Raw genomic sequence first — 14,466 nt, forward strand, 5'->3', positions numbered from 1 at the left:
AATAGTAAATTTCAAAATTTTAATATCTCTATAAAACTAAGATAATCTTAAATATTTTTTAATTAAAAAATAAGATGTATAATAACTATATAATAATTTTAACTTCGTAATATATGGCGCGTAAATTAAAAAATAATTATTCTAACTTACCAGAAACAGTTTCTAAAAGAAGTAAGTTAGCTAATTATACGCTATATAAAACTAAAAATAATGGTGTTACTTTAGTTGAATTGATGGTAGCAATATCATTGATTGCTATCTTAGCATCCATATCTATACCTATATATTCTGATTATAAAACTCGAGCAAAAATTGGAGGAGAAATAACTAAAACTGGCGCTGTAAAAGCACATATTAATGATTTAATTTCTATGGGTGACTTTAATGAGGGAGATCAAATTAAAAATATATATAATACTCCCAATATACCTCAAAATGTTGGTATAGCTACAAATGGTATCATTACAATTAATCTAGGTAATACTCCATACTTAGATATCCCTTCACCTGAGGCCCCTATTATTGACTCTATCGCCGCTATACACCTTGTTCCATTTATAGTAAATACTACATTGATATGGAGTTGTGAGAATGCTGCAGGATCGACTTTGACTGTTAATTTACTACCTAATAAATGTTTAGAAGAAACGTTAGTTGATCTAAATGATACTTGTATCTCTACCGCAAGTAATAGCTGCCATGCTAGTTCAAATGCTAATACAGAAAATCGACCAAGCGGTGTTGGAAAACCAAATTAAAAATCTAACCTTATAAAATGCTTATATTCTTGATCCTTTTTTAACTTAGCTGGATGGTTATCATAATTGCCATCAAAAGATCCAACATATTGAGGTTCAAAACAAATAGCATCATATTGTTTTAATATATTTCCATTAGAAAGAATATGACCTCTACTAAAATTGCATGTATAAATCTGCATTGCAGGATATGAGCTTGAAACGTTTAATTTTCTACCATTAGCATGATTTTCAAGAGTAATTGCTCCATCAACAATATAACAATGATCTATTCCGCCTTTACGGAAATATTTAGAGTCTTGTTTTTTTAGCTTATCTCGAATTCTTGTTTTTTTATTAAAATCCATTTCCTCTGGTAAATTAGCTATCTCAGTAGGTATTAAATCATCATCTACATTAACAAATTTTGTAGCTGGAACTTTAAGCTCATGATCAACTATAGTTTCTTTGTAGTCTCCTGATAAATTATAGTGACAATGATTTGTCATATTTAAGACAGTATCTGCATTTGATATAGCATCAAAATTTATTACTAAAGATTTTTCTAATAACTCATAAGTTACATTTATTGTTACATCCCCTGGGAACTTATCCATAGATGACTTTTGTATATTTGTAAACCTAACTTTATTACTATTTATGATTTCAAAATCAAACTTCTGATGAGTTACACAATTAAATCCACCATGAAGAGTATGTTTATCTTGATAATTTTTTTCTAAATTATATGTTTTGTTATTTAAAGTAATTTTAGCATCCTTAATTCTACCAGCAACTCTACCTACAGTTGCTCCAAAATATGATGGATTACCAGAATATTCTTGAATATCTTGATACTGCAATATAATATTCTCTAGCTTACCATCTCTATCTTTTGTTTTAAGTGAGTAAATAACTGCTCCCAAATCTAGAAGAGTAACTTCAACATTATCATTTTTTAATGTTATTAAATTATATGGCTTATTAGCTATATGGATTTCTTTAATACTCATATTATCTCCTTAGCAAAATCTAATATTAACTTAGCAATCTCTAGTTTAGTTTTATTAACATATTCTTTACTTATCTTTTCTGACAAAATTGTTACAGAAGAATTATCTTTTCCAAAGACACTTGTAGAATTTGCAACAATCATATTTAAATTTTTCTTTATTAGCTTTGCTTTGGCATATTCAGTTATATTTTGTGACTCAGCTGCGAACCCTATAGCAAATATATTAGGATAATGCTTCTTACAATTTGCTAAGACATCTGGATTTTTAATAAACTCTAAAGTTAAATTCTCATCAGTCTTTTTAATCTTATTATCAAATTTATGTTTTATTTTATAGTCCGCAACTGCTGCACAACCTATAAATATATCACTATCTTTAGCTTCTTCTAACATAGCCTGATTCATATCATCAGCACTTAAGGTTTTGATAATATTTAAATTGAAATGATTTAAAGTTAAATCTATCGATGTCTTTGCTTTAAGAATAGTAACTTTTGCCCCTCTATTAATTAGCTCTTTTACTAATGCAAATCCCATTTTTCCAGAGCTATAATTTGATAAATATCTTACTCCATCAATATCTTCTACAGTTGCTCCTACAGTTATTAAAACTTTTTTATCTTTATAATCCAGATTATTATCTGAAAGTAGTTTAAATAACTCTTCTGGCTCATGTAATCTACCTCCTCCAACGTCACCACAAGCCTGTAGTCCATCATCAGGAGAAATTAGATTAAAACCAAAGTTTTGTAATTTCTTTACATTCTCTTGTGTTAGTTGATTTTGCCACATATTTACATTCATTGTAGGTGCAAAATATACCTTATCAGCTTGATTATTCGCAAGTATACATTGGCTAAGTAAGTCATCTGCATGACCATTTGCTAACTTTGCTAAAGTATTTGCAGAGGCTGGTATTATAAATATCTTATCCGCCCAGCGTGATAAGCTTATATGAGCCATACTCTGATTATAATCATACATATTTAATGACTCATCAGTATATACATTACACCCAAGAGCAGCTAGTAATTCAGGTTTTATAAATTGCTGGGCTCCTTTTGTAACGATAGCTCTACACTCAGATCCATCCTTAATAAAAAGGCGTATTAAATTTATAACTTTAAAAGCTGATACACTTCCTGTAATTCCAAATAGAATTTTATTTGTCATAAAATACTCGCTATTTATTTAAAACTTTTTTTCTTTTATAAAAAATAATTATTAATAGAACCATAACTGCAATAATTGAAGCAAAAATATTTACATTATGTCTAAATACTTGCTCATTAGTAAGCCATGAAGCAAAAATAATTCCAAAGAAAATACTACTAGTTCTTCCAAGTGCAAATATCATATTACAAGCTAGTGAGCGTACTTCTGTTGGAAATTCTGTCGCTGCGTATTGAGCCCACATAATATTATAGCCCCCACCAATAAGGCCTATAAATACTCCATAGAAAAATACAACGTTACTTGATAAATATTTATAACTAAAAATACTTACTAAAAATATAATTATATTTATCACAAAAAATAAATTTGGTGACTTAAAGTATTGATTATAAAAACCACTAAGAATACAGCTAATAATATTTCCTGCAAAGAATCCAAACAAAAATATTTTGACTAAACTAGCAAAATCAACATCAGAGGCTATAAATTTGACTAAAGCAAACATTACAGTAATAACAAAGAAATAAGGTAATGTAATTAAGAAATTCAATATTAATGGTTTACTATAATTTTTAAATAAAAAAATTATACTACCAGCATTTTTAAATCTATCTGATTCATATAGTTCAATAAAATATGGAGACTCTTCTAATACCCTCCTAAATAAATATATTGCTAATCCAGCTAAACCGCCAAAAACAAACATTACCTGATAAGAAAATACTCCAAATAATGTTGCAACAATACCGCCTAAAACTCCTAAAACATATAGAAGACTCATTCCCCAAGCTGCTATTTTAGGAGGGAAAAATTCAACAATTAAAACACTCGAAACTGCAAATTCACTTGCTAAAGCTAAATAAGCTAAAAATCTAAATAATAAAAATATATGTAGATTAGTTATAAAAATGCAGCTTATTGTTGAAAAAGAATAAAGTAAAATACTATACTTTATAACTGTTATACGACCAAATCTATCTGCTAATATTCCAAAAGCTATAGCTCCAACTAATATGCCAGCCATCTGAATATTGTTAACAAGATAATACATCTTCTGTATTTCTGTAGAATCATATATATTAAATTGCTGCTTAAATATATCTACATAAGAAACACTAAATACAGTGAGGTCATAAAAATCTATAAAATATCCTAAACATAGGATAAGTAAAATCCATTTTGTATTTTTCATTAAAATTTAAAAGAAGATTTATGATATTAGGTTTATATTATAAATTGTAAGCTGGAATATAACCATACAAGATTTAGTAATTTTAATCTACAATAATATTTTTTTCATTAGCAGTAGCCTTACAGAAGGCAACATAGCGTTTATCTGTAGCAAACCAATAGAATATAACTCCAAATATAGCATTTACAAGATAGCTGTCAATAGGTGACGTTACACATAAGAATATTATGAAAGGTGCTGCTAAATAGATAAGGTTTTTAACACCTACTCTTCTAAATTCAATCGCACCATAAATTGTCATAAGAACTATTAATATAATACTCATATTAATATTAGTTTGTATTTCAACAGTATTTAAAAGTAATGCTAATACTACAAAAACAATTAATCCATATATCCTAGTTTTAGGCGCTAATGCACCCATACTAACTGGAGCAGCCATATATCCTATAATATGAAATCCTGTTACAACAAGCATTAAAGCTGTCCAGTTATCTGAGAAAAGTAGGAATATTGCAGCTAATATGAAATTAGCTATCAAAGATCTACGCGAAATATTAACAACTGGAGTTATCTTTGCAAAGAATCTTGGCATTTGTCCTTCAGAAGACATTGCATATAACATTCTAGAAGATGCTCCTAAATAACTATATCCCGTAGCTGATGGACTAATAACACTATCAACAATCAATAACATAGAGATATAGCCTAATCCTAATATTGTTGCTAATTGCAATAAAGGAGACTCAAAATCTAAATTAGCCCAGCCACCTTTATTTACTAAGTAGCTATGAGGAACTGCTTGCATAAATGCATATTGTAAACTAAGGTATAATGCCAATACTAAAATCAAAGCTAAAACTATTGCTAATGGTACATTTCTACCTGGGTTTTTAACTTCACTAGCATATGCTACAACTGTCTGGAAACCATTAAATGTATAAATAAGACCACCAGCAACAATTGCTGTCAAAGCAGATGTAAAACCAAATTGGCTATTACCTGGAATATCAGCTGAAAACATACTCACATGATTAGAACTATGCATTAAAGCATATGTTATGAATATTAAAACAATAATTGCAGGAACAGCCATCTTAAAAATTGTAATGGCATTATTAACTCTTGATAGAAGTTTAACCCCATAAAAGTTAATAATAAGATATATAACTAAAACAAAAAGAGAAAATATTGTTCCAGCCATAGTTAGAATATTATTATGCATAAGCCAATCCATAGACTTAACACCTGCCAGATACTGTGTAGTTGCTAAAGCTTCTGAGGATATTACAACTACTATCCCAAACCAGTTTGCAAAAGCAAAAGGCATTGCAAAAATATTATTATGCGATATAGCACTTGATCTAGTAGTAGCGCCTCTAACAGGATACATTGAAACAACTTTCCCCAAACAAAGAGCTATCATTAAAACTAAAATAGCTGCAAATATCCATGCTAAAAATGCCCAATTTCCAGCATTTTTAACAGTTAATTGAGCACTAAAAAGCCAACCAGAACCAACCATTGAAGTAGTACCAATCAAAACAGCACTAAACAATGACATCTTTTTAACAGATACATTATCACTCATTTTATTCCCTAATAATTGAATTAAAAATCCCGCAGAGAATTAAACATCTCTACTAACCCTATTAAACATTTTTCTAATAAAAATTTAGAATTAATATTTTATTAGAAAAAAGGCTATAAGATTTAAATTATCATTAAGAAAATGAGTTTGCAATATTTTTTTATTCTTCTAAACTCATTAATGAAGCATTACCTCCAGAAGCTGTCGTATCAACACTAACTGTTTTTTCTACGACAAATCTACGCAGGTATAATGGTGAAGCTGTTTCTATAGCTAAACTTGTACATTTGCCATCTTTAGCAACACTCTCTGCCACAAAAGGAATAATAGCGCCTCGACGTAATGCTAAAGCTTGATGAACTTGTTTAACTGCAGGTACACTACCAGAGAATGTAACAAATGCTACCTTACTACTAAATAATAAAGCGGAAGATATCTCTTCCTCATCAGATAATATTAAGTGTAAAACCTTATTACTAACTCCAGCTTTAAGCATTAACTCAATAATTTTATAAGCAGTTAAGTTACCAGTATAAGCTGGTCTAGCTACTACAGTATTACCAGCGAGTAATGCTGCTGTAGTTTGACCAACAAATCTAATTAGCAAATCACAACTAGAGCACATACTAACAGCTAAACCACGTCCTTTTAAACTTAACTCATCTATCTCACCTGTAGGCCCTGGTAAAAGTTGTGGTTGTGAAAACTCTTTTTTAGCTTGTAAACAATAGTATGCTACTTGCTGTATAGTTTTATCTATTTGAATCTGAGCATCCTCTACAGATACATTTGACTCAACAACAAGACATGAAGCTATTAAATTGCGCTCTTTTTCTAACAACTCTAAGAATTTTTCAATAGTGTTGGCTCTTTGTTCTGCATTAATAGAATTCCAAATATCTGCTTCTTTGCTAGCTATTTCTACAGCTTTATCAACCTCATTAACTGATGCATAAAAAGCTTTACCTATTATTTTTTCATTTGCCGACTTAAGATTTCTAGCATTACCTTTTTTAATCTTCTCTCCAGCTATTATACTTGAAATAGTATAATTATCTTTTATAAGCTTATTAGTAACTTTCTCATCATTTGCGACCTTTTCAGGATTGTATATTTCTTCAACAGCGCCAACACCTGATAATTTTTCATTTGCTAGGCGATGCATATAAAAAGGACCTCCTGCTTTAGGACCAGTACCAGATTTACCTTGGCCACCAAATGGTTGAACACCAACTACAGCACCGACAATATTTCTATTTACATAAACGTTACCAGCTTTGATGTTATTTTTAACATAGTTCATCACTTCATTAATTCTACTATGTACACCAGCTGTCAAACCATAACCCGTAGCATTAATATCATCAACAAGAGTACTTAATTGATTAGCTTTAAATCTTAATATATGTAAAATTGGCCCAAACTGTTCTCTACCTAAGTCAGATAGTTTTTCTATTTCGAAAGCTGTAGGCATCACAAATGTGCCATTTTTTGTCTTCTCATTTGGCTCTAATTGATATACTAGCTTAAACTGATTTTTCTTCTGCTCTATATATGCATTTAAATTATCAGCTGCTTCTTTATCAATAACAGGTCCAACATCAGTATCAATATATTTAGAATCACCTACTTTAAGCTCTTTCATTGCTCCAACTATCATTTTAATATAGTTATCAGCTATATCTTCTTGAAGACATAAAATACGTAATGCTGAACAACGCTGACCAGCACTATCAAATGCTGAACGCATAACATCGGCAGTAACCTGTTCAGGAAGAGATGATGAATCAACAATCATTGCATTTTGACCACCAGTTTCAGCAATAAATGGAACTATCTCACTAGATTTATTTGCTAGTGTTTGATTTATAATTCCAGCAACTTCTGTTGAGCCTGTAAAAATAACACCTTTACAAACAGGGCTTTTAACTAGAGCACTACCAACTGTAGCTCCATCACCCGGTGTAAATTGTAATACATCTTTTGGTAAACCCGCTTTGAATAAAAGTTTGATAGCTTTGTATGCAATTATAGGAGTTTGTTCAGCTGGTTTTGCTACAACTGTATTACCCGCAGCAAGAACAGCTGTGATTTGACCTAAGAATATAGCTAATGGGAAATTCCATGGACTAATACATACCATAGCTCCTCGTCCACTAAACTCTATTTGTTTTAAGTTTTCAGATAGAGCAGGTAAATCTATCGGACCATTAAATTCTTTTTTAGCTTGAGCCGCATAATAACGACAAAAATCTACAGCCTCTCTGACCTCATCTATCGCATTAGATATAGTTTTACCAGCTTCAATCATTGCTATAGCAATAAACTCATTTGTATTTTTTTCCAATAGATCTGCAAAGCGTTCTAATATCTCTGCTCTTTGCGTTGCAGGAGTATCATTCCAATCATTAAATGCGCTTTGAGCATTTTTTAATGCCCTTTTTGCTATTTTAGCATCTGCATTAATCACACTACCAATAACTTCATTTGTATTTGGATTAATTACATTTTCAGATTCTTCTTTATCAAACTTAACGTTAGATACTATTGGCTTTGCTTTATATGTATTTTTAGAAGTATACTTCTCTATATCACTATACATTTTTTCTAAAATAGCAAAATCATTAGTATTATAGCCCTGAGAATTTAATCTAGGAGCTACAATGTCTTTTGGATAAGGAATATTTGGATGTTGATCGCAACCATGATCTACAGCCTTCTTAACTGGATCTTCAATTAATTCTTCTATTGGTAAATTTTCATCAACAATTCTATTTACAAAAGAACTATTAGCACCATTTTCTAAAAGTCTTCTAACTAAATAAGCTAAAAGATGCTTATGTCCACCAACAGGAGCATATATTCTACAAGGAATCTCTTCGTAACCATCTTTACCAACTATATTATCGTATAAGGGATCTCCCATCCCATGTAAACATTGAAACTCAAAATCCTTATTCCCTTGAGCTAGTTCCATTACAACAGCTACTGTTTGAGCGTTATGCGTCGCAAACTGCGGATAAATATATTGATGATTTTCAAAAAGTTGTTTAGCACAAGCCTGATATGATACATCAGTATGATATTTACGTGTAAATACAGGATAACCCTCTAAGCCCTGTTCTTGAGAATGTTTTATCTCAGCATCCCAATAAGCACCTTTTACAAGACGTACCATGAATCTTCTATTAGTTTTCTTTGCAAGGTTTGATAAATACTCTAGAACATAAGGAGCTCTCTTTTGATATGCCTGAACAACTATACCTATTCCATTAAAACCTTCTAATGATTTTTCATTAGCCAATCTTTCAACTAATTCTAATGATATTTGAAGCCTTTCTGTTTCTTCAGCATCGATATTCATTCCTACATTATATTCTTTTGCTAGTTCAGTTAATTTTAATAACTTTGGATATAATTCATCATGAACTCTTTGATGTTTCGCAACCTCATAACGTGGATGTAAGGCAGATAACTTTATTGAAATCCCAGGATTTTTCTTGATTTCTTTATTTACTGCATATTTGGCAAGTTCTTTTATAGCATGTAAATACTGACTGTAGTAATACTCAGCATCTTCCATAGTCATTGCAGCTTCACCAAGCATATCATAAGAATAGCTATATCCTTTAGCAACCTTCACTTGAGATACTTTTAGAGCTTCTTCTATTGTTTCACCAAGCACATATTGCTTACCAACAATTTTCATAGCCTGTTTCATTGCTTGACGAATTACAGGCTCACTTGTTTTCTTAAGAAAATTTTGGAAAACTTTTCTATATGAGTTTTTACTATCTTTTAAGATTTTACCTGTTAGCATTAAGCTCCAAGTTGCAGCATTCACAAATAAATGCTTTTCCATACCAACATGCTCTTTCCAAGCTGCACTTGTTAATTTATCTTTAATAAGTAAATCTATAGTATATTTGTCAGGTACTCTTAATAATGCTTCAGCTAAACACATAAGAACAATACCTTCTTCTGATGAGAGATCATACTCAATCATAAATGCATCTATACCAGATTTTTTAAGTCTATTTTTTCTCACTTGTGCTACTAAATCATAAGCTCTCTCACGAACTTTTGCTTTTGAAACACTTGAAATTTGTGCTTTTTCTACAAGATTCGTAACCGCTTGCTTTTCATTTATAAGCCAATATTGAGAAATACTCATTATTTCCTTAGAAATAGGATACTCACCTGTATGGTTTAGTAAATTATTCATAAGACTTCCTCTTTCCTACTTTAAATTATCTTTATTAAATTTTTTCTTTTCATTTACAATTTTTTGTATTAATTCTTGATATTTTTGAGGAGCTTCTACTCCTTTGAAAAGCCAATCAAACATATCACTATCTTCACTTGTTAAGAATTCTACAAAAAGTTTTTTATTTTTAAGGTCTTCTTTCATATAGCAATTATTTAGATATGGAGCTAGTATAATATCCAACTCAAGCATGCCTCTTCTTGCCGAGTATTTTATCTTTTCAGAAGAACTAAATATAAGATCATTATTTTTTATAAGCATGTCTTTAAATAAACCATATAATATAAGAATTACACTAGTTTATACCATACAATTGATACAACCAATATACTTAACCAAATTATTTAAAAAAATACTCTTTAAATTAACCAAACAATTAGGTATTATTTAGCTAGTTTTATGAAAATAACTCAATTTACGTACTAATTTTCTCTATAAATATAGTTTTACCAAAAAATTTATAAGGACTTAAATCTAATGGCTATTAGTCAAAATGCTATAAAAATACTTCAAGAAATTGATGAACTAGATCTATTTAGTAATATATCGGAAGAATGGTCTACACTTTTAAATGAACCAAATGATGAAATAAAAATTAAAAAACTTTACTCTGCTTTAGTTAAAGAAAGTATCCGTCGTGAAACAGCTGAAAGATTAGCTAAAGATGCAAAGTCATATAGTGATCTTATCCAAGAGCAAACAAAGCAAAGAATATCAGATTTAAAAGAAAGTCTAGAAAATCAAATAATTTTTCTAACTCAACAAATCAAAGATCTAAAAGATGAATCATCTAGAAATCTAGATTACTATAGAAATCAGTTAAAAAAAGCTACAAGAAATTTAATTGATAGTAAGAGTTAATATTACCTTTCTTGATATATAAAATCACTGCGAAAAGAAACATTTAATTGTGATTAAAAAGTTTCTAATCATAAATTCTATTAGTTATTTCAAATTTCATTAGAGTTTATAATAAAAATAATAAAATTTTCTAGACAAACTTAGTTTTCTAAGAATTTCTGAAGATTACTACGTGATTCGGATATTAACTGTAATTCTCCAATATCTCTAACTAAAATAAATTTAAGCATTTTATTACTATTTTTTTTATCTAAAAGCATTGCATCAAGATATTCTCTTTTATCAATATTACTTGGAAATTCTATAGATATATCAAAACTAGTAATAAATTCTTTAAACTCTTTAGCTTGCTGAAAATTTAATATTCCTAAAAAGCATGAAAAATCAATAGCTTGAGCCATACCAACACCAACAGCCTCGCCATGTTTTAAACCAAGATACTTCTGACACTTCTCAATAGCATGACCAAATGTATGTCCAAAATTAAGAATTGCTCTTGCTCCTGTTAACTCTTTTTCATCTTCAGCAACTACTTGAGCTTTTATCTGACAACTTCTTTTTATCATCTCAATTAAAGTCTTTTGATCTTTATCTAAGATCTTCTGATGATTAGATTCTAACCAGATATAAAAATCTTTCGAAATAAAGGCATATTTTACTACTTCAGCCATCCCTGAGATAAACTCTCTTAAAGGTAATGTTTTATAAAACTCTACTGATGTATAAACCAGCTTTGGCTGATAAAAAGCGCCTATCATATTCTTTCCAAGAGTATGGTTTATAGCTGTTTTACCCCCTACAGAAGAATCTACTTGCGAAAGTAGCGTTGTTGGTATTTGAATAAAATCAACTCCACGCTGATAAATAGCTGCTGCAAAACCAGTTATATCCCCTATTACACCTCCACCAAGAGCAATTAGCACTGTAGAAGAGCGCGTAAATTTATTTTCTAACAAGCAAGTTAAAATTTTATCTAAGCTTTGTTGTGATTTAAATTGTTCACCATCTTCTAGAATACATGCTTTTACCTGTGTCTTACTAGATACATATTCAAATATACTATTTAAATATAACTTTTCAATAGTAGTATTTGTTATAATTAGAACTTGTTTATTAGATAAATATTTAGATATATAAGAAAAATCTAACGATGAATCTATAATTATTTCATAATTATCGCTAGATGTTGGAGTTACATGTAATTTGTCTATCACAGGATTGTTTCTTCTACTAAAAATGTAGATATTTTATTAACAATATTTTTCACTGTTGCTCCGTTTGTTTCAACAACAACATCAGCAATACTTCTATATAAAGGCTCTCTCTCAGCCATTAACTCTTCTAAAACTGGTCTTTTGTCATCTACTCTTAACAAAGGTCTTTTAGTATCTTTAGCAGTTCTTTCTAATTGTTGCTCAATAGTAGCTTCCAAATAAACAACTTTTCCTCTAGATGACAATAAAGATCTTGTATCAGGATCTAGTATTGCGCCACCACCTGTTGCTAATACTATATTTTGTTTTTCAGACAAAATCTCAGCAATAACATCTCTTTCACGGTTTCTAAAACCTTCTTCACCTTCTAAATCGAAGATCCAATTAATATCAACTCCACATTTTTTTTCTATGGTTTCATCAGAATCAACAAACTCTAGCTTTAATTCTTTAGCTAATTGTTTACCTATAGTAGATTTTCCAGCACCTACTGGACCTATTAAGAAAATATTTTTTGTTCTTATCATTTTTGACTCAAAATTATAAGTTAATTACACACTGTGATAGTTAGTTACTAATCACCCCTTTTATATAAAAATATAGCTATATAAGATACCTAAATAAGTATATTTTTGCAACTATTATATACTTATTTATCTTTGTATTTTTGTTTCGATAATTTTTGGTGTTATAAATATTAAAAGTTCAGTATCAGTGTCAGATATTTCTGTATAACTAAATAAATATCCTAAGTATGGAATATCTCCTAAAATAGGAATTTTATTACGGGTTTCATTTTGTTTCTTCTCATAGATTCCACCAATCACAACTGTTTGACCATCTTTGGTCATTATCTTAGTTGTTATTTCTCGTTTGTTAATAGCAGGAGGATTACCCTCACCTGTTGCTGTTGACGGATTAACACTGTTCTTTGTTACCAGCAAATCCATAACTATATTACCATCTGGAGCAATTTGTGGAGTAACTTGAAGCTCTAAAACAGCTTCTTGGAAAGCAATAGATGCCGCACCTGATGCTGTAGATTGGTTATAAGGAATATCCTCACCTTGCTTAATAAAAGCTGTCTCATTATTCGCTACGACTAAATGTGGCGAAGCAACTTGATTAGCTAAAGTTTCTTCCTCTAGAGCTTGTATTTCAACAGTTAACTTAGCTCCGCCAAAAATAGCATAGCCTAGCTCGGCTGTAGCTCCTGCTAAATCAGTTACAGGATTTGCCGCAGCACCTGCCGCGCCTAAATTAAAAGTATTAAATGCCACATTAGTTCCACCACCTTGAAAACCATAATTAAAACCAAGTTTTAAAGTACTACTTCTAGCAACTTCGACAATCCTTGACTCAATTAACACCTGATCGTTTGGAATATCAATTTCATTAAGAACCTCTTTAATACGAGGCATCTTTTCCTCTGTATCAGTTACAATAAGTGTATTCGTTCGAGCATCTGAAGTTATACTACCTCTTGGCGACATTATGCCACCATTTTGCTTTGCCATAGATGTAATTACTGTTTGTGCAGCTTGAGCTGTAGTATAATTTAGTGGTATAAACTCTGTTACCAAGGTCGCGTTATTTTCTAAAGAACGTTTTGTCTGTAATTCAAGTTGTTCTTGAGCAGCAATCTCAGCAGCTGTTGCAACATATAATATGCTATTCATTTTTTTAGTTGCTAAACCTTTACTTACAAGAACTATATTCATAACCTCATTCCAAGGAACATTTTTTAAATCAATAGATATATTTCCTCGAACACTGCTACTAACAACAAGATTTAATCCAGCAAACTCTGATAATACTTGTAATACTGTTTGTACAGGAGCATCTTTAAAAGAAATAGAAATTGGCTCATTAATATTAAATCCCTCTACACGACTATTACGTCTATCAATTTTAAATTTAAAAGCATCACCTTCTTTTAAATCATTCAAAGCAATTCTATCAAGTGAATGTATAACAAAAACAACATCATTTTTTTCTTTATGCACTCTTATAGAGTCTACGATAGTATTAAATACTTTAGTATCTATATTACTAACCCATCTATCAGATATTGTAGTGTCATTAAAAGTAATTGTTAGAGTATATCCATCTTGTGATAATTTGGTTTTATAATCAGAAAAACCACTAATATTTTCTTCAAACAAAACCTCAAATACAGCACCGCCATTTAAACTACGGTGAAACTCAAGATCTTTTATATGCTTATCATTAGTATTTTTATTTTCTTCACGACCAACTACTTTCGTTTCAGGGGTTGTTGCTTTTTCAGACTGGTTTGAATTAGTAGTTACCGAACCATTTTTTGTTGCTTCAGCCAAAACTGAATCATATCCCAAAACTCCACCTAATATCGTCAAAATAGCTAATAATTTCTTTTTTCTAAAAAACATTG

At 30.2% G+C, this 14,466-nt stretch carries 11 protein-coding genes; 2 read left to right on the plus strand and 9 right to left on the minus strand.

Features of this window, described 5'->3' with window-relative positions:
- Positions 1–113: 113 nt before the first annotated feature.
- On the plus strand, positions 114–758 hold the full coding sequence (locus R8535_RS04005; RefSeq protein ID WP_329496843.1) for a pilin: 645 nt from the start codon (positions 114–116) through the stop codon (positions 756–758).
- Here the strand turns inward: R8535_RS04005 and R8535_RS04010 are convergent.
- The 6 genes from R8535_RS04010 to R8535_RS04035 form a co-directional block, all read right to left on the minus strand.
- Positions 755–1,750: an aldose epimerase family protein gene (locus R8535_RS04010; protein ID WP_329496841.1), complete on the minus strand. Its 996-nt coding sequence runs from the start codon at positions 1,748–1,750 to the stop codon at positions 755–757. The genes R8535_RS04005 and R8535_RS04010 overlap by 4 nt on opposite strands.
- The gene (coaBC, locus tag R8535_RS04015) at positions 1,747–2,925 is read right to left on the minus strand and encodes a bifunctional phosphopantothenoylcysteine decarboxylase/phosphopantothenate--cysteine ligase CoaBC (RefSeq protein WP_329496839.1); all 1,179 of its coding nucleotides are present in this window, start codon (positions 2,923–2,925) and stop codon (positions 1,747–1,749) included. Before coaBC ends, R8535_RS04010 begins: the two co-directional genes overlap by 4 nt.
- Before the next feature lie 10 nt (positions 2,926–2,935).
- Entirely contained in the window at positions 2,936–4,120 is a 1,185-nt protein-coding gene (locus R8535_RS04020) for an MFS transporter (RefSeq protein WP_329496838.1), read from the minus strand.
- A gap of 82 nt (positions 4,121–4,202) precedes the next feature.
- Positions 4,203–5,711: an APC family permease gene (locus R8535_RS04025; protein ID WP_329496837.1), complete on the minus strand. Its 1,509-nt coding sequence runs from the start codon at positions 5,709–5,711 to the stop codon at positions 4,203–4,205.
- Positions 5,712–5,871: 160 nt separating this feature from the next.
- Positions 5,872–9,936 carry a bifunctional proline dehydrogenase/L-glutamate gamma-semialdehyde dehydrogenase PutA gene (gene putA / locus R8535_RS04030; protein ID WP_329496835.1) on the minus strand — a complete coding sequence of 1,355 codons (4,065 nt, stop codon included), beginning with the start codon at positions 9,934–9,936 and terminating at the stop codon, positions 5,872–5,874.
- 15 nt (positions 9,937–9,951) lie between these two features.
- Positions 9,952–10,239: an FAD assembly factor SdhE gene (locus tag R8535_RS04035; protein WP_329496833.1), complete on the minus strand. Its 288-nt coding sequence runs from the start codon at positions 10,237–10,239 to the stop codon at positions 9,952–9,954.
- A gap of 216 nt (positions 10,240–10,455) precedes the next feature.
- Here R8535_RS04035 and R8535_RS04040 point away from each other — a divergent pair, with 216 nt between their 5' ends.
- Positions 10,456–10,839: a kinesin gene (locus R8535_RS04040; RefSeq protein WP_329496831.1), complete on the plus strand. Its 384-nt coding sequence runs from the start codon at positions 10,456–10,458 to the stop codon at positions 10,837–10,839.
- A gap of 140 nt (positions 10,840–10,979) precedes the next feature.
- Here the strand turns inward: R8535_RS04040 and aroB are convergent, their stop codons facing one another.
- From aroB to R8535_RS04055, 3 genes are all read right to left on the minus strand, one after another.
- Positions 10,980–12,053, minus strand: a complete 1,074-nt coding sequence (gene aroB / locus R8535_RS04045) for a 3-dehydroquinate synthase (protein WP_329496829.1) — start codon at positions 12,051–12,053, stop codon at positions 10,980–10,982.
- Positions 12,050–12,580 carry a shikimate kinase AroK gene (gene aroK / locus R8535_RS04050; RefSeq protein ID WP_329496827.1) on the minus strand — a complete coding sequence of 177 codons (531 nt, stop codon included), beginning with the start codon at positions 12,578–12,580 and terminating at the stop codon, positions 12,050–12,052. Before aroK ends, aroB begins: the two co-directional genes overlap by 4 nt.
- A gap of 126 nt (positions 12,581–12,706) precedes the next feature.
- A complete protein-coding gene (locus R8535_RS04055) occupies positions 12,707–14,464 on the minus strand; it encodes a type IV pilus secretin PilQ (RefSeq protein WP_329496825.1) in 1,758 nt (585 codons plus the stop codon).
- Positions 14,465–14,466: the final 2 nt, after the last annotated feature.

Source organism: Francisella sp. 19S2-4, assembly GCF_036281795.1.
Lineage (GTDB): Bacteria > Pseudomonadota > Gammaproteobacteria > Francisellales > Francisellaceae > Francisella.